We start from the raw sequence: 16,523 nt of genomic DNA, 5'->3' as shown, positions 1-16,523 counted from the left end.
ATTGCGGCTCACCCCTCTGAACGCGCCATAATGTGGATCTCGTTGGGGCCGATGCGCATACCAATGGTCTCACCGGGGGTGCAGGCGCGGGTGGAATGGATCAGCCATTCGCGGCCCTCGCACTCCACATGCATCTCAAAGTGGACGCCCTTGAAGATGACATCGTTCACAACGCCGACAAGCTGGCCTTCCACAGGAGAGACCACCTCGATATCCTCGGGGCGCACCACTACCTGCACGCTCTGCTCACGGGCAAAGCCGCGGTCCACACAGGGGAAGTCCACGCCGGAGAAGGACACCAGAAAATCCCGGTGCATCACGCCGTCCACAATGTTGGAATCGCCAATGAAGTCTGCAACAAAGGCATTCTTCGGCTCATTGTAAATATCCTCCGGCGTGCCGATCTGCTGCACCTTGCCGCCGTTCATGACCACGACGGTATCGGACATGGTAAGGGCTTCCTCCTGATCGTGGGTAACATAAATAAAGGTAATGTTCATTTCGCGCTGCAGGCGCTTCAGCTCCAGCTGCATCTCCTTGCGCAGCTTGAGGTCCAGTGCGCCAAGGGGTTCATCCAGCAGAAGGATCTCCGGCTCGTTCACCAGACTGCGGGCGATGGCCACGCGCTGCTGCTGGCCGCCGGACATCTGGCTGATGCTGCGGCGCTCGAAGCCTTTCAGGCCAACAACTTCCAGCATGTTGCGCACCTTGCGGCGGATGGTCTCTTCGTCCATCTTTTTGAGCCGCAGACCGAAGGCCACGTTCTCGAACACGTTCAGGTGCGGGAACAGTGCGTATTTCTGAAAAACGGTGTTCACCGGGCGCTTATAAGGCGGCACGCCGGTAATGTTCTCACCTTTCAGCAGCACTTTGCCGGAATTGGGTTCCAGAAAACCTGCGATCAGACGCAGGGTGGTGGTTTTGCCGCAGCCGGAAGGGCCCAGCAGCGTTACGAACTCTTTGTCATGGATGTCGAGGTTCAGCCCATCCAGAATGCGCTGACCGTCAAATTCCACTACGATATCCCGCAGTGAAACGATCACCGAGTTGTCCATTTTTTACTTTATCCTCCTTGTAACTCAGATACGAAAAAAGACAGGGCCATGCCCCATCCCTCGTACCAGGGCGACCCAGCCCCGCACAACATCCATGACGACCGGAGAACCTGCAAAAGCAGGCTCTTATATTGCGCAGTTATTCTGCCCTGTCTCGTCTATCTTAATCAATCTTTGCTGAAATGTCAATCACTCTGCCAATGTTTGCCGAAGCTTTACACGCCGCAACAAAAAAACATGCGCCGCAGCGGGCTTTCCGCATACGGCGCACAAAGGTTTTTATTCCGCTTTTAAGGCAGCGGCCGTTATCAGAAGGGCCTGCACAGTGTCAAGGTCAACCGCATAGACAGAACTGTCCCCCGCCACCATCATCCAGCAGCCGTCTGCATTTTCGGCGTAGTGGAGGGTCACGGTCCCATCGGCAGAGGCGGCCCGCACCGTTGCAAGCGGTGCAGCAAAGCCATAGGCCGAAGGGTCGGCATCCGTGATTTGTGCGGTCACATAGCCTGCCAGAGCAGAGAGGATGCTCTGCACCTTGCTGTCGTCCAGATCGGCAGAGGGTTCATCGGCCAGCCGCCACACGGTCTGATAGGTGGTGGAATCGGCCGCACTTTCCGAGGAATCGCTCTCCGCTTCCGCAGGCTCAGAGACTGCATTCAGTGCAAGGGTGCCGCTGCCCGTCGTAATGGAAACACTTTCCAGCGCGGAGGCTGTCAGTCCCGCCGGGTTGAACGCGCCAAAAAGGTCCGCTTTGGTCAGCTCAAAGCAGGCCGCCTTGTTGCCAGAAACGGTGTACACGGCATCGTCCCCTGCCTTCTGCACATACAGATCTCCTGTGACCGGGTTCTCGGTGCCAAAGGCAAAGGTGTTCGTCTCGCCTGCCGCCGTCACCGTGACCGTAACAGCCGGGTCGGCAAGGCCGTAGTCCTCGCCGGGCTGCGCCGTGAGCTGACGTTTGGCGTTCAGGGATGCCAGCGCCGTGACCATGGTATTGCAGGCAGATGCATCCAGATGATAGTCCGGGTCATCCGCCAGCGTCCAGCTGCCGGAATCGTAATTTAGGGTAAGCGTTTCGCCGCCATAGGCATACCGGATGCTGGTCACATCGCCTGCCGCAAAAGAAGAAAGCAGGATGCTGCCCTCTGCGGCGGCGCTGGAAGCAGCCTCTTCTGCGGCATTGCTGCGGCTGACAAACCACAGCAGCCCGCCCAGCACAAGTACCAGCACCAGAAGCACCGCAAGGGTGCGCTGTTTTGTTTTCATGGCAGTGCCCCCTTACCTGCGGCGGCGCAGCAGCACCTCCACAGCACCTGCAATGAGCACTGCTGCGGGCAGCACGAATACGAACACCATGCCCAGCGTCATGGATGCGGAAGCCGGGACCGTGATGGGTGCGGCTTCCAGTGCTTTGGTGTCGATGAGCAGGCTCTGCCCTACCAGCGAAGCGGCACAGCCCTGCAGGAAGGTCAGGTTGCCCGGGATGGACTGGTACACCTGCTCGTTGTCCATGTTGGGGCAGCCGATCCAGATCACCTCGGCACCGGTGGAATCATTGCGCGCCCATACGGCCAGCGAGAACGGGCCGTCGGTATCGCCGGCTTCCTTTGCGGAAGAAGAGCTGGCATCAAAGTCCTGCTTGCTGTAGGCATCCTCGGTGGTATACAGCAGCGGTTCCGCCGTCACATCGTCTGTCTCGGTAATGGTGATGCCCTGTGCCACCGAGAGCATCACATGGGTGCTCTGATTCACGCCGTCCAGCGCGGTGCTTTCGTCGGCGGCCGCATAGTCCGGGAACAGCGAGTACGGGTAGCCGTACAGCGCGTGGCCCGCATCGCCCTCCACCACAAGGCCCGGCTCACGCGCAAGGCCGAACTGTGCCATCACTGCATCCAGATTGGGCGTTTCGGTATAACCGCTGGTGGTCAGCAGCACCTTGCCGCCGTTTTCCAGATAGGCCTGCAGCTGCGCGATCTCATCCACAAGGCCGTCCGCTGCAAAATCCGAAGCGGGGTCGCTGATGATGAGCAGATCACAGTCCTCCGGGATGGTGCCGGTGAGCAGATCCAGCGGCTGGGCATCGATATTCTGCGCCTTGAGCGCCTCGGTCAGCGAGGAGGTAAGCGCCTGCTCGCCGTGGTTGGTGGTGTAGTAGGCATGACTTTCTGCTGCGGCAGTCAGCTTGTAGATGGCAGAGCTGATCTGCTTTTCGCCGCCAAAGGTCACGTTGGCAGCGCCGGTGGTGTAGTAATCGGAGTAATCGTACTCGTAAAGTTCGGCGGCGTTCAGCACTTCGCTGTTCTCACCGCTGACCACGATCAGACTGCCGGTGGATGCATTCTCTGCGCCGTACTGCGCTGCAAAGGTCGGGTAAAGCGCCGGGTCCTTCTGCTCCCAGTGGAAGTGACCGCTCTCGTCGGCGTAGTGATCCAGCAGCTTGGTGATAATGGCATCCTCACTGCCGGTCTCACAGAGATAATAAACGGTCACGTCCTGATCCAGGCTCTGCATCAGCTGCCTGGAGCTGTCGCCCAGCGTGTACATTTTGGCGGCAGAGAGGTCGAACTCGGTGTATTTTTTCGGGATGGCTCCCACCAGCAGATTGATCAGCACGGCCAACACGATGGCTGCTGCCAGAATGGCCGTGGAGTACAGCCCATTGCGGAACACCTTGCCGTTTGCGGAGGAAGAAACTTTGAAATTTTTCATGTTGTTCCCCTCCCCTCAGTTCCAGCGGCGCTTTTCCAGCCCCTGCGCCGTGAAGAACAAAAACAGCATGGTCACGGTCAGGTAGTACACCAGCGTCGGGATGGAAAAGCTGTTGTTGACAAACTCTTCAAACGGCGTGAACAGGCACAGCCCGCTGAGCACCGCGCTGAACGCTTCGGTCAGCCAGCTGCTCTGCAGCAGGAACAGTGCCGTCAGCACCACACAGCAGCCCGCAAAGGTCAGGCAGCCCAGCGTAAAGCTGCGGGTACGCAGGCCTGCCACCACACTGAGCACTGCCGCAATGGCGGTAAACAGGGCCAGCGCCACTGCGCTGCCTGCGGTGAACATGCTGCGCAGGTTGGGCATCATGTAGGCCAGCAGCAGTGCGGCAACACCTGCCACCGCAGCAATGATCTGATTCTCGGTCAGGCTGGAAAGGAACACGCCAATGGCAATGGCGGCGCAGCCCATGAGATAATAGCACAGCAGAGCGGCCAAGTTTGCCAGCGTGGCCGTGCCGGTGGCACCCAGTGCGGCCAGTACAAGGATCATGACCGCATCGGCAAGGCACGGCAGTGCAAAGATGACGCACAGGGCAAAGAATTTGCCCAGCACGATCTCCCACACAGACACCGGGCTGGTAAGCAGCAGCTGATCGGTGCGGGTACGGCGTTCCTCTGCAAAGGAGCGCATGGTGAGCACCGGGATATACAAAAGCAGCACAAACGTGGTGCGGTAAAGCGTGTAATAGCCAAAATCCGTCAGGCCGTAGCCCAGATTCAGGGCAACAAAATAGATGGCCGTTGCCGCCAGCATAAAGGCGGTGAGCACGTAGCCGATCATGCCATGAAAGCTGCTGCGGACTTCGCGTTTTAAAATGGCGGTCATTCCGTTTTCTCCTCCCCTTCATCCGATGGTGTTTCAGACTCGTTTTCGGTCAGTGCAAGGAACACTTCCTCCAGCGTCCTGTTTTCCGCTGCCAGCGCCAGCACCGTGCATCCGGCCTGCGAAAGGGCGCGGGACACCTCGGCGCGGCGGTCAGAAGCATCGGCACTTTCTGCGGTAAAGGTCACCTGTCCGTCGGCCTCGGATTCGATCTCCACCTTGCGGATGCCCGGAATGGAGCCGACTGCTTTCAGCACGGTCTTCCCCCCGCCCAGAGCGGTAGCGCGCAGACGACTGCCGGGGTTCAGCTTTTCGGCCAGCTGTTCCGGCGCACCCACCGCCACCAGATGCCCCTTGGAAAGGATCAGTACCTGACTGCACACCGCCTGCACCTCGCTGAGGATGTGGCTGGACAGGATGACCGTGTGGCTTTTCCCCAGCTCCCGGATCAGTCTGCGGATCTCGATGACCTGTGCAGGGTCAAGGCCCACGGTAGGCTCGTCCAGAATGATGAGCTGCGGCGCGCCCAGCAGTGCCTGCGCAATGCCCACGCGCTGGCGGTAGCCCTTGGACAGACTGCGGATGAGCCGGGGCAGCACCTCTTCCAGCCCGGTGCGGCGGGCAGCTTTGCGCACCTGTTCTTTGCGGTCGGCCTTCTTTTTGATGCCTTTCAGCTCTGCAGCAAAATCCAGATATTCCTGCACCGTCATTTCCGGGTAGAGCGGCGGCTGCTCGGGCAGATAGCCCACACAGGCCTTGGCCTGCTGGGCCTGCTCCGGCAGGCTGAAGCCCGCCACCTTCACTTCACCGGAGGTGGGGGCAAGGTAGCCGGTGAGGATATTCATGATCGTGGACTTGCCCGCGCCGTTTGGGCCGAGCAGGCCGAAGATCTGGCCGTCGCCCACCGTAAAGGACAAATCTTCAATGGCAGGGTGCGTGCCATACTTTTTGCTCAGATGCGATACTTCGATCACAGCAAACGCTCCTTTTTCATCTAGTTCAATGCTGGTATATTTTAGACCGAAAATGTGTAAAAATTAAGACAATCCTGTGGCGGGATGCAAAAAGAATTCTTAAGAATGATTAAGGCCGCCCTTTCATATGCCAAAAAGGCAGCAAAAAAGCACCGTCTCCCAAAGGAAACGGTGCTCAGAAAACCATAATTACTTACGGCCGAAACGCTTGTTGAAGCGCTCAACACGTCCGCCGGAGTCAACCAGCTTCTGCTTGCCAGTGTAGAAAGGATGGCACTTGGAGCAAACTTCGACGTGGATCTCAGGCTTGGTGGAACGAGTCTTAATGACGTTGCCGCATGCGCAGGTGATGGTGCAGTCAACGTAGTTCGGATGGATACCCTGTTTCATTCTTTTCACCTCATTTCTGGTTCTGACTTATTGGGGCCATATTATAAATGTATGTGCCCATCACAACCTTCAATATCGGCTACCCCGTCGAGCGGCCTTGGAAACGATTGCCTTACTATTATAGCACTATTTTGAAAGAATGCAAGAGGGAAAATAAAGTTTTTAGCATACAAAAAAAGTCCCCTGCACTTTCATGCAGAGGACTTTTTCGGTTTTACCTTATGCCGTCAGGCCATCAGTGGATGAACACAGGACCCAGCGGGTTGGTGATGGGGCTGACGTAGCCGCCCAGCAGCTTGGGGATCGCCAGGCTGATGTCGGGGATGAAGGTCAGCAGCAGCAGTGCAACGAACATGCACAGGTAGAACGGCAGGGTCGCCTTGACGACCTTTTCCATCGGGCGCTTTGCAACGGCAGAGCCGATGAACAGCACAGCGCCGACAGGAGGAGTCAGCAGGCCGATGCCGCAGTTCAGAACCACGATGATACCGAACTGGATGGGATCGATGCCGATGGAGGTTGCGATGGGCAGCAGGATGGGAGTAGCGATCAGGATGATGGGAGCCATATCCATGATGCAGCCCAGAACCAAGATGATCAGGTCGATCAGCAGAGCGATGATGTAGGGGTTATCGGTGACGCTGGTGATGGCATTTGCAGCCAGATCCGGCACATGCAGCATGGTCAGGCAGTTGCCGAAGACTGCAGAGGTGGCGATCAGGATCAGCACGATGGACAGAGTGTTCACGCACTCATCCAGTGCATGCCAGACACCCTTCCAGTCCAGACCCTTGTAGACGAACACCGACACGAACAGAGAGTAGATAACTGCAATAGCTGCAGACTCGGTAGCGGTGAACACACCGCCAACAACGCCGAACACAACGATAATAACAGCGGCCAGTGCCCAGATAGAGGTGCCCAGCTGCTTAACGAAGCCCTTGATGCTGAACGGAGAGCCCTTGGGGTAATTCTCCTTGACCGAGATGATGTAGGAACCGATCATCAGGACGATGGCCAGCAGAGCACCGGGCAGATAACCTGCCAGGAACAGGCTGCCGACCGAGATGCCGCCGGCAGTGGTGGCATAAATGACCATGTTGTGGCTCGGAGGAACCAGCAGACCCTCGCAGGAGGAGGTGATGGTAACAGCAGTGGAGAAGTCGGCATCGTAGCCCTGATCGACCATCATGGGGATCATGATGGAGCCGATGGAAGCGGTATCTGCAGATGCAGAACCGGAAATACCGCCGAAGAAGTAGGAAGCAACGATGTTGACCATTGCCATGCCGCCGCGCATCCAGCCCACGCAGGCATCAGCCAGAGCGATCAGCTTTTCAGAAATGCCGCCGGAGCCCATGAGTACGCCCATGGTGATGAAGAACGGCACGGCCATCAGGCTGAAGGAAGAGATGCCCTTGACCATCAGACGGCAGACATCGGTCAGTGCCTGACCCTGCACCATCATGCACAGCACGCTGGAAAGACCAACGGCGTATGCAATGGGGAAACGCAGGAAGATCATTACAAAGAAGCTGACAAGAAGGACAATGATTGCCAGTGTCTGAACTGTCATATTACACTTCCTCCTTTACAAAAATGCTCTTGATGTGGTTGTACAGTGCCTCGATCTCGAAGATGATCATGGCAACACCGGCCAGCGGCACCGGGAAGTACATCCAGAAGCGGCTCAGCCAGGGCATGGACACGTAGAAGCCGCGGCCGCCCAGAGTGGTGGCATAGTTCCAGCCGACCACCATCATGATGACACCCAGAATGCACACGGCAAGATCGGCCAGAATATCCAGCACCTTGACGGCGATTTTGGGCAGATACACGTCAAACGCAGTCATGCGGATATGGGCACCGCGGCGGATGGCCAGAGCAGCACTCAGCACGGCCATGTAGCTCATACAGGTCAGCACAACCTCTTCCGACCATGCCGGGTCCGGGATGAACGAGACGTAACGACCGATGACCGACATGGTAGTGATGAGGATATCTGCGATCAGCAGCAGCTTGCAGATAAACAGGACCACTTTGTAGGTGATGTCGTACACCGGCTTGATCTTATCCAAAGTGGTAAAGATTTTCGGCATATGAATTCCTCCATATAAAAAGCCCGGCAGGTCTGCGGGCGTATCCCGTAGTCCCCCGCCGGGCTATATACTATCTCAGAACAGGAAAGGCTTTTTCAATTATGCCTTCATGTCCAGCAGCTGCTGATACAGCTCAGCCTGATCGGAGGTGTTCTCGCTGATGACCTTCTGGCAAGCTTCCTGCCAAGGTGCCTTATCGGGAACATCCACGACATTGCAGCCGGAGCTCTTCAGCTCATCCAGAACCTTGTTCTCAGCGGTCTCGGACAGGTCTGCATTGAAGGCCTGCGTATCAGCACCGGCCTCCATGATGGCAGCCTGCTGGTTCTCGGTCAGCTTGCCCCATGCGTTATCAGTGATAACAGCCTGAACAGCGCCCAGAGTGTGGCCGTCCAGGATCAGGTTGTTGGCAACCTCGGGGAATGCATTGGACTTGTAGTTTGCGATGGGCTGCTCAGCACCATCCACAACGCCGGTCTGCAGTGCGCTGTACAGCTCACCGAAGGAAACGACGGTGGGGTTAGCGCCCAGACCCTCGACCAGGCCGTTCATGACGGGGTCGTTGGACACGCGCAGCTTCAGGCCCTTGAAATCATCAATGCCGGAAACAGGGTTGACCGTGAAGAAGTGACGGAAGCCCTCTTCGCCGTAGAAGACACCACGAACGGGCAGGCCCAGCTCCTGAGGCTCGTTCAGGAACTCAGGTGCCAGATCGCTGTTGGCGAAGTTCCAGAAGTGTGCGCGGTTCTCGAAGGTGAAGGGGATGGACAGCAGCTTGGACTTGTTGCAGCCGTAGCTGGTCAGTGCGAAAGCGGAGATACGGCTCATATCGATGGAGGTAGAACCGCCCAGAATTGCATCCAGAACGTCGTTCTCAGAACCCAGAACGCCGGAAGCCTGCACGTCGATGACGACGGAGCCGCCGGTCAGCTCCTCGACCTTCTCCTTGAAGTGGGTAGCGGTCTGGCCAACGATGGTATCCAGCGGGTTGACCTCGGCGTAGACCAGAGTCACCTTGGGATCGTTTGCAGCAGCAGTAGCATCACCAGCAGCAGAAGCTGCGGTGGAAGAAGCTGCGGTAGAGGTGGAAGCAGCAGAATTGCTGGAGCCACCACATGCGGTCAGAGCCAGAGCAGCGGCGGAAACACCGGCTGCTGCCAGAAAGCTGCGACGAGTGATCTTTTTCATAATAAATCGTCCTCCTTAAATCTCCCGAACGGCCCGGTCTGCACAGGACCCGCATACCGTTCATTTACTGTACACACTTTAGCAAATTTTTTTAAACGAAACAAGGGCTTTCAAAAAATGTCCTGCTTTTTGAAAGAATGTCAGAATTTCTTTTGTGAAAAATGCCAAGTGCTTTACTTTTTGTTTGTGCACCTTCGCCTAACAGATGGATACATTTCTGTATTCCAGATAGAAGCAAAGCGCTGGATGCCCTTCCCTTTGGGGTTCAGAGCACACAGCGCTTTGCCGGTTCTTTATTCTGTTTTCCTGATTTCTTTGCCCATCTTTTCCGGGCTTTGCTGTAGGGCTTATGCCTGCCGGATGCGGGCGATCAATTCGCCCTGCTGGGCGAACCGATCATACATCGGCTGCACAGCAGCACGGAACCTTGCCTTTTCTTCTTCGTCCAGCTCTGTCACCTCAATGCCTGCTGCACGCAGATCACTTTCCGATTCCGCCTCCTGCTGCGCCCAGAGCCTGCGCTCCACCTTGGCGCTCTCCCGGGCACACAGGCGGATGATCTCCGGGTAGCGCTCGTCCAGTGCGGCCAGCTTTTCCATCACAGCAGGGCTTGCCAGCTGCACCTCCGGCACGCGGGTGTGCTCATCCTTTAAAAAGTAAGGTGCCACCTCGTAGTGACCCATGGCTTCGTAGCTGGGCCAGTTGTTCTCTGCGCCATCGATCTCACCGTTGTGCAGGGCGGCATACACCTTGCTGTACACTACCTTTACCGGCTTTGCGCCGAGGTCGGTGATCATTTCGCTCATCATGTCCGATTCCTGCACGCGGATGGTCAGGCCCTGCAGATCCGCAAGGCCTGTCACCTTCTGCCGGGTGTAGATGCTGCGCACACCGGCATCGAACCATGACAGTCCCGTCAGCTCCAGCGACTCCAGCGTGGAGAGGAACTCGTCGCCGATGGTCCCATCCAGCACGCGCCACATCTGGTCAGCGTCGGTGTAAAGGTACGGCAGCTGCAATACGCTCAGCGCCGGCTCGTACTCTGCCAGCTGGCTGAGGGACACGCGGGAGAAATCAATGCCGCCAAACTGCATCTGCTGGATCACGCTCTGTTCCGCACCCAGCTCTCCCCCGCTGTACACCAGCACTTTCACGCGGCCATCGGTGCGCTGGGCCACAAGATCCGCAAAGGCCAGCGCCGCCTGCGTAGTAGGATAATCCTCCGGCTGGTTCTCCGCATAGCGCAGGATCAATTCCGCCCCCTGTTGCTCCTGCACCGGCTGATGGCCGCAGCCCACCACCGGCAGTGCCAGCACGGCCGCGCCAAACAGGGCGGTCAGCATCTGACGGCGGGTCACAGGCGGGCCTCCCGTGCAGCCTTGGCCGCTTCCCTGCGGTACTGGGTAGGCGTCATGCCGGTGCGTTTTTTAAAGGTGCGAGCAAAATAGCTGGAATCCTCGTAGCCCACCATGGAAGCCACCTCTGCTGCCGAACGGAACGGGTCGGTGAGCAGCTCCTTGGCAGCGTTGATCCGCAGCTCGGTCAGGCAGTCCAGAAAGTTCATCTTCTGGTACTTCTTGAACTGTGCCGAGAGATACGCCGGGCTGATATGCAGGATCTCGCTCACACTGTCCAGCGAGAGGTCGAACATATAGTTATCCTCCATATACTTGCGCACATGGGCCATGACCAGTGCATTGCGGTCGTTCTCCCCTGCTTCGGCGGCATCGCTCTCCGGATCCGCTTCCGGCTCCGGTTCCACCGGAGCCAGCTCTGCAAGGCGGCGGCCCGCCTCGATCTGACGGATGGCCTTACGGATGGAAGCTTCCACTTCGTCCGGGTTCACCGGCTTGAGCAGATAATCGCAGGCACCCAGATGCATGGCCTCGTGGGCGTACTGGAACAGACTGTAGGCCGTAACAAAGATCACCTTGCACTCCGGGCGCTGTTCCAGCACGGCGCGGGCCGCATCCAGACCGTTCATACCGGGCATCTCAATGTCCATCAGGATCAGGTCTGCGCCCCACAGCACCGCCGTATCCGCTGCCTTGCGGCCGTTCTCGGCAGTCTCGATGGTCACTTCGTGCTCAAAGCGGCGGGCCACGATGTCCGCCAGCGTTTCCCGTTCCAGTGCTTCATCATCCGCGATCAACAGACGAATCATTCCTCAAACTCCTCCTCATTCTCCACCAATGGCAGATACAGCACCACCGCCGTACCGCGTCCCGGATGGGACCGTATCACAAAGCGGCTGTTCCGATCCAGCAGACGCAGGCGGGCCGCAACATTATAAATGCCAATATGCTCCCAGCGCTCACCGGGCTGGCTGAGCGCCCCGCGCAGCTGTCGTAATTGATCCAGCTGGATGCCCACGCCGTTATCCACCACGCGGATGCACAGCAGTCCCTTCTCCCGCAGAGGGTTCACGCGGATGCGCACCACACCGCCCTCCTCTTTGGGGCAGATGCCGTGCTTGAAGGCATTTTCCACGATGGGCTGTAAAATAAAGGACGGTACCATGGTCTCGGTAAGATCCAGCGAATCGGAAATGCGCCACTCCATACGCACCCGCTCACCAAAGCGGACATGGTAGATGGAGTAATATTCATCCACGATGCGCACCTCACGGGAGAGCGGCACCTGTTCATCGTTGCTCATCAGGCTGTAGCGCAGCAGGTGCGAAAGCGCCATGATGAGCGCCTGCGTACGGTAGGCCGTCTCGGTGCCGGCGGTCTGCTGGATCACATTCAGGGTGTTGAACAGAAAGTGCGGGTCGATCTGGCTGCGCAGCTGCTGCAGCCGGCTGCGCTCCATGCGGTTCTGCAGCTCCAGTGCTTCGGTCTTCTGGCGGTGCAGCTCCCGCTCGATCTCGTTTTTCTCCTGCAGAGTGGTCACCTGCTGGGCCATGGAGTGCTTCATGATGTTGAAGGACTCGGCCAGCTGAGCGATCTCCGGCTGCTTGGGCAGCGGGATGTCCGGGGTGTCGAACTCACTTTTGCCAATGGCGCGGGAGGCAGCGATCATCTGCTGCACCGGCGTGAGCAGACGCATGACCATCAAACCGGTAACGCAGCCCAGCGCCACGCACAGCGCCACCACCACCGTCTGCAGCATGGTGATGCGCTCGTTCAGGGCCGAGATGGTGGTGTAGGTGGTCTGGGAATCCTGAATGGCGGTTTCCAGCAATTGCAGGGTGTACTGGCTCAGGTAATCGCCGCAGGGCACCACCTTTGCATAATACAGCTGGGAAGCTGCGGCATCGTTGCCGCTGAGCAGGTCGTTTTCCAGCTCATCCAGCAGGCCGGTGTAGGTCTGATAGACCGTATCCACTGCGCTGTAGAGCACCCGCTGCTCATCGCTGACGCTTTCCAGACTGTTCAGGCTGGTACCGATGCGCCAGAGCCATGCGTTGCAGGTGGAAGATGCCGACTGCAGCCGGTCAATGATCTCCTCCGGCTCGCTGTTCTCCCAGCGGTAGTTCTCCAGCACGGAAATAGAGCTTTCCACACCGCCCTGAAAGCGGCTGATGGCGTTGAAGCAGCCCATCTGCGCGTCCTGTACTGCCTGCACTGCTCTGGACTGGTAGCCATTGAGCGTGAGCTGCATGGCAAAGGCCGCAAAAAATGCTGCCAGACACAAGCCCATGCGCTGCTTGAGGGTGATCTGCCGCTTGCGGTGCTGCAAAGCCTGCCGCCTCCTTTCGTTTGGTAACGATTTATTGTACCACGCTTTGGGCCGGATTGGCAAGGTTTGCATGTTTTTCTCTTGCCTAAACCGCGCAATTGTGGTACGATGCCTGTAAATACAAAGGAGGCGACTTTATGTCCCAGACCATCTCCGTTTCCACCACCATGGGTGAGCAGGGCTTCCGCGATTTTGCCGTGTTCGATGCATTCCATCACCGCAAAGCATGGCTGCGTCCCGCTGTTTTTGCCGCCATCATGCTGGCTTTTGCCGCCGTCTGCCTTTCGCAGCTGGGCAAGCGCCCGGGTGCCGGGCTGCTGGCTGCTGTGCTTGCCATTGTGGGCATCGGCCTGCCGGTGAGCTACTTTTACTCGTTCTTCCGCAGCGTTTCCCGGCAGATCAAACAGATGCACCTGCCGCGTGCCTTCTACCGTGTGGAGCTGGCCGACACCGGCATTGCTGTGTGGATGTACGGCCAGCAGGACAAGCCCGAACCCACCAGCCGCCACGCATGGGACAGCTTTTACTGCGCCTACCGCACAGACAATGCGGTGTACCTCTACGTAGAAAAAGAGAAAGCTTACTTACTGAACGACCGCATGGAAGTGGTGTGGAAGTTTTTGGCCGGCATCCTGCCCAAAGAAAAGCTGCACGACTGCAGAAAAGGCTAAACCCAAAAAACATGCACACGCAAAAAAGAACTGCTGACATTTCGTTCAGCAGTTCTTTTCTTTTATAAAGACCCACGCTGCGGCAAAGCAAAGCGCAGCGTGGGTGCGAAGATAGCTTATGTTATTGCGTCAGCCGATCAGCGGGCAAGCGTATACTTGTGCAGGGTCTTGCGCACAGCGCCGGGGCCTGCAAACAGCTCCTTGGCCATTGCCTCGATCTTCTCGCCCAGACCAACGGCATACAGATCCACGCCGAACACGTCAACACGGCTGTACAGCTTCTTCAGGCAGCTGAAGTCCTGCTCGCCTTCCTTGACCTCCAGCGGAGCAACGATGGCCTGCAGCTCAGCCAGCAGCGGATCGGTGGAAGGCTCAAAAGCCTGACCGTTGTCATCGATGCCCTTCAGGTAGCGGGCGTAGCCTGCCAGCACCAGCGGGATCAGGATCAGGTTGCTCTTGTCCAGACCGCGTGCCTCGTAGGCCTTGATGGTCTCACCAAAGCGGATGGCCAGCTTCTGGGAGGTATCAGTTGCGATACGCTGCGGAGCATCCGGCATGAAGGGGTTGGGCAGGCGGCGGTTGATGACAGCGCCGATGAACTCGTAGGGGTTCAGCACGCCGGGATCGACCACGACGGGCATTGCCTCGATGTAGCCGATCTTCTGGATGAAGGCACGCAGGTCTTCATCGGCCATCTCGGCGGAGATGAGGGTGTAACCCAGCATGCAGCCATAGATGGACATGGCAGTGTGCAGCGGGTTCAGGCAGGTGCACACCTTCATCTTCTCGATCTTGTCCACGGTCTCGCGGTCGCAGTACAGCACACCGCCCAGCTCCAGCGGAGGACGGCCATTGGTGTAGTGATCCTCGATGCACAGGTACTGGGTCTCTTCGGCGTTGACGAAGGGAGCGGTAAAGGTGTGCTTCTCGGTGACGATGGTGTAGTTGTCCTCAAAGCCGTCGTCGGCCAGCATCTGCTGGACCTTGGCATCCGGGCGCGGAGTGATCTTGTCGATCATGCTCCACGGGAAGGTGATCTTGCTCTCGTCCTGCACATAGGCCAGGAACTCGGCGGGCACCAGACCCTGCTCCACCCACTTGGCAGCATAGGCGTGGACAGCGTTCTTGACCTTATCGCCGTTGTGGGAGCAGTTATCCATGCTCTGGACGGTCAGGGGCAGCTTGCCGGCCTTGAAGCGCTCGTACAGCAGAGCAGTGACCTTGCCCATGGCCAGCACGGGGGTCAGGCCGCGCTCCAAATCAGCAGGAGCAACGCCGTAGCCCTTCTCAGTGATGGTGAAGGAGATCATCTGCAGGCTGGGGTTCTGGAAGATCTCCACCAGACGTGCCCAGTCCTCGCCGAAGGAGTAGTCAGCCTTCAGGCTCTCGGTAACGGAAGCCACCACCTTCTTCTCGATCTCGCCGGTGGACTTCAGGCAGACCAGCAGGCTCATATTGTCGTAGGGACGATAAGCCTTGTCGATGATCTCGTAGTCAAAGCTCTCGGCCACGATGACACCGCGGTCATACTTGCCGGTGTTCAGCGCATCGTTCAGGATGGCAGCCGGGAATGCACGGAAGATATTGCCTGCGCCGAAGTGCACCCAGGTGGGTTCGGCGTGGGTCTTGGCCTTGACAGCCTCGATATCGAATTTGGGCAGCTCATAACCCTTCTCTGCCCACTCGGTGGACAGATTGCCGTTTTTGATCTCAGACAGCTTCATATTTATCAGCCCTTCTTTTTCTCTTCATCCAGACGATCCAGCAGATCCCAGACACCCAGCATGTACTGAACGCCCAGAGCACGGTCATACTTGCCGTAACCGGGGCGGCAGTTGCCGGGGCCTTCCTCCCACAGCTGACGGCCGTGGTCGGGACGGATGTAGCCCTCAAAGCCGCAGTCATGGTAAGCACGCAGCACCTCGATGATGCCGGTCTCGCCGCAGCAGTCGCGGTGAGCAGCCTCGGAGAAGTCGCCGTTGGGGAAGTGATGGATGTTGCGGATGTGACCAAAGGCAATGCGGTCGCAGTGCTTGCGCACGATCTCGGCACAGTTGTTGTTGGGGTTTGCGTTCAGGCTGCCGGTGCACAGGGTCAGGCAGTTGTACGGATCATCCACCATGCTCAGGAAGCGGTCGATGCTCTCAGCATCCACCAGCAGACGGGGCAGGCCGAAGATATCCCAAGGGGGATCATCCTGATGGATAGCCATTTTGATGCCGCACTCATGGCAGGTGGGCATCAGTGCTTCCAGGAAGTACTTCAGGTTTTCCCACAGCTTTTCCTTGGTGACAGGGGCGTAAGCCTTGAACAGCTCGTCCAGCTTTGCCATGCGCTCCGGCTCCCAGCCGGGGAAGGTCATGTTATACTTCTCAGTGAAGGACATGATGTACTCAGCCATAGCCTTGTAATCGCCCTTGATCTTGTCCTTCTCATAGAACAGTGCAGTGGAGCCGTCGCCCACGGGGTGGAACAGATCGGTACGGGTCCAGTCGAACACCGGCATGAAGTTGTAGCAGATGACCTTGACACCGAACTTGGACAGATTGCGGATGCACTGCTTGTAGTTCTCGATGTACTTGTCGCGGGTGGGCAGGCCGATCTTGATGTCATCGTGGACATTGACCGACTCGACCACGTCCATGTCAAAGCCGTAGGCGTGGATCTGATCGGCTACCTTCTGGATCTCGTCGATCTCCCAGATCTCGCCGGGCATCTTGTCGTGCAACGCCCAGACGATGCTGGTCACGCCGGGGATCTGCTTGATGTCGCTCAGGCTGATGGGATCGTTGCCCTCGCCATACCAGCGCCAACCCATTTTCATAGGCATAGGAAAATCCTCCTGTTTTATATTTTCTGCTTTGCATTTTC

15 protein-coding genes are annotated in these 16,523 nt (G+C 57.8%); 1 reads left to right on the top strand and 14 read right to left on the bottom strand.

Annotated features, from left to right (window positions below):
• Nucleotides 1-8: 8 nt before the first annotated feature.
• The 12 genes from potA to GKG36_RS02085 all read right to left on the bottom strand — a co-directional run bounded on the left by potA (nt 9) and on the right by GKG36_RS02085 (nt 12,981).
• Nucleotides 9-1,055: a spermidine/putrescine ABC transporter ATP-binding protein gene (gene potA, locus GKG36_RS02140; protein ID WP_005937228.1), complete on the bottom strand. Its 1,047-nt coding sequence runs from the start codon at nt 1,053-1,055 to the stop codon at nt 9-11.
• Nucleotides 1,056-1,334: 279 nt separating this feature from the next.
• Complete coding sequence (locus GKG36_RS02135; RefSeq protein ID WP_154258840.1) at nt 1,335-2,318, bottom strand: DUF4340 domain-containing protein; 984 nt, start codon at nt 2,316-2,318, stop codon at nt 1,335-1,337.
• A 12-nt stretch (nt 2,319-2,330) separates the two neighbouring features.
• Entirely contained in the window at nt 2,331-3,761 is a 1,431-nt protein-coding gene (locus GKG36_RS02130) for a Gldg family protein (RefSeq protein ID WP_154258838.1), read from the bottom strand.
• A 15-nt stretch (nt 3,762-3,776) separates the two neighbouring features.
• Entirely contained in the window at nt 3,777-4,649 is an 873-nt protein-coding gene (locus GKG36_RS02125; protein ID WP_154258836.1) for an ABC transporter permease, read from the bottom strand.
• Nucleotides 4,646-5,620 (bottom strand): ABC transporter ATP-binding protein, encoded by a 975-nt coding sequence (locus GKG36_RS02120; protein WP_173012858.1) that lies wholly within the window; start codon nt 5,618-5,620, stop codon nt 4,646-4,648. The genes GKG36_RS02125 and GKG36_RS02120 overlap by 4 nt, the downstream gene beginning before the upstream one ends.
• 189 nt (nt 5,621-5,809) lie before the next feature.
• On the bottom strand, nt 5,810-6,010 hold the full coding sequence (gene rpmE / locus GKG36_RS02115; RefSeq protein WP_005937210.1) for a 50S ribosomal protein L31: 201 nt from the start codon (nt 6,008-6,010) through the stop codon (nt 5,810-5,812).
• 235 nt (nt 6,011-6,245) lie between these two features.
• On the bottom strand, nt 6,246-7,586 hold the full coding sequence (locus tag GKG36_RS02110; protein ID WP_005937207.1) for a TRAP transporter large permease: 1,341 nt from the start codon (nt 7,584-7,586) through the stop codon (nt 6,246-6,248).
• Between the two features lies 1 nt (nt 7,587).
• Nucleotides 7,588-8,109: a TRAP transporter small permease gene (locus GKG36_RS02105; protein ID WP_005937205.1), complete on the bottom strand. Its 522-nt coding sequence runs from the start codon at nt 8,107-8,109 to the stop codon at nt 7,588-7,590.
• A 99-nt stretch (nt 8,110-8,208) separates the two neighbouring features.
• Nucleotides 8,209-9,297 (bottom strand): TRAP transporter substrate-binding protein, encoded by a 1,089-nt coding sequence (locus GKG36_RS02100; RefSeq protein ID WP_154258834.1) that lies wholly within the window; start codon nt 9,295-9,297, stop codon nt 8,209-8,211.
• Between the two features lie 347 nt (nt 9,298-9,644).
• Nucleotides 9,645-10,655, bottom strand: coding sequence for a TRAP transporter substrate-binding protein (locus tag GKG36_RS02095; protein WP_243145068.1), 1,011 nt, complete (start codon nt 10,653-10,655; stop codon nt 9,645-9,647).
• Entirely contained in the window at nt 10,652-11,461 is an 810-nt protein-coding gene (locus GKG36_RS02090) for a response regulator (RefSeq protein WP_005937194.1), read from the bottom strand. The genes GKG36_RS02095 and GKG36_RS02090 overlap by 4 nt, the downstream gene beginning before the upstream one ends.
• Complete coding sequence (locus GKG36_RS02085; protein WP_242959329.1) at nt 11,458-12,981, bottom strand: histidine kinase; 1,524 nt, start codon at nt 12,979-12,981, stop codon at nt 11,458-11,460. The genes GKG36_RS02090 and GKG36_RS02085 overlap by 4 nt, the downstream gene beginning before the upstream one ends.
• Before the next feature lie 137 nt (nt 12,982-13,118).
• On the opposite strand from GKG36_RS02085, the gene GKG36_RS02080 reads away from it, so the two are divergent.
• Nucleotides 13,119-13,652: a hypothetical protein gene (locus tag GKG36_RS02080; protein ID WP_005937189.1), complete on the top strand. Its 534-nt coding sequence runs from the start codon at nt 13,119-13,121 to the stop codon at nt 13,650-13,652.
• 137 nt (nt 13,653-13,789) lie between these two features.
• On the opposite strand, the gene GKG36_RS02075 is transcribed toward GKG36_RS02080, so the two are convergent.
• Both GKG36_RS02075 and uxuA read right to left on the bottom strand, forming a co-directional pair.
• Complete coding sequence (locus tag GKG36_RS02075) at nt 13,790-15,376, bottom strand: mannitol dehydrogenase family protein (RefSeq protein ID WP_154258832.1); 1,587 nt, start codon at nt 15,374-15,376, stop codon at nt 13,790-13,792.
• A gap of 5 nt (nt 15,377-15,381) precedes the next feature.
• Nucleotides 15,382-16,482, bottom strand: coding sequence for a mannonate dehydratase (gene uxuA, locus GKG36_RS02070; RefSeq protein WP_154258830.1), 1,101 nt, complete (start codon nt 16,480-16,482; stop codon nt 15,382-15,384).
• Nucleotides 16,483-16,523 lie beyond the last annotated feature (41 nt).

The organism is Faecalibacterium sp. BIOML-A1 (genome assembly GCF_009679715.1).
Taxonomy (GTDB): domain Bacteria; phylum Bacillota; class Clostridia; order Oscillospirales; family Ruminococcaceae; genus Faecalibacterium; species Faecalibacterium taiwanense.
This window is presented reverse-complemented; position numbering and strand designations above follow the sequence as displayed.

Coding starts and splice junctions, on each gene's coding strand:
- potA (WP_005937228.1), bottom strand. CDS start 1,055: ATGGACAACTCGGTGATCGTTTCACTGCGGGATATCGTAGTGGAATTT.
- GKG36_RS02135 (WP_154258840.1), bottom strand. CDS start 2,318: ATGAAAACAAAACAGCGCACCCTTGCGGTGCTTCTGGTGCTGGTACTT.
- GKG36_RS02130 (WP_154258838.1), bottom strand. CDS start 3,761: ATGAAAAATTTCAAAGTTTCTTCCTCCGCAAACGGCAAGGTGTTCCGC.
- GKG36_RS02125 (WP_154258836.1), bottom strand. CDS start 4,649: ATGACCGCCATTTTAAAACGCGAAGTCCGCAGCAGCTTTCATGGCATG.
- rpmE (WP_005937210.1), bottom strand. CDS start 6,010: ATGAAACAGGGTATCCATCCGAACTACGTTGACTGCACCATCACCTGC.
- GKG36_RS02110 (WP_005937207.1), bottom strand. CDS start 7,586: ATGACAGTTCAGACACTGGCAATCATTGTCCTTCTTGTCAGCTTCTTT.
- GKG36_RS02105 (WP_005937205.1), bottom strand. CDS start 8,109: ATGCCGAAAATCTTTACCACTTTGGATAAGATCAAGCCGGTGTACGAC.
- GKG36_RS02100 (WP_154258834.1), bottom strand. CDS start 9,297: ATGAAAAAGATCACTCGTCGCAGCTTTCTGGCAGCAGCCGGTGTTTCC.
- GKG36_RS02090 (WP_005937194.1), bottom strand. CDS start 11,461: ATGATTCGTCTGTTGATCGCGGATGATGAAGCACTGGAACGGGAAACG.
- GKG36_RS02080 (WP_005937189.1), top strand. CDS start 13,119: ATGTCCCAGACCATCTCCGTTTCCACCACCATGGGTGAGCAGGGCTTC.
- GKG36_RS02075 (WP_154258832.1), bottom strand. CDS start 15,376: ATGAAGCTGTCTGAGATCAAAAACGGCAATCTGTCCACCGAGTGGGCA.
- uxuA (WP_154258830.1), bottom strand. CDS start 16,482: ATGCCTATGAAAATGGGTTGGCGCTGGTATGGCGAGGGCAACGATCCC.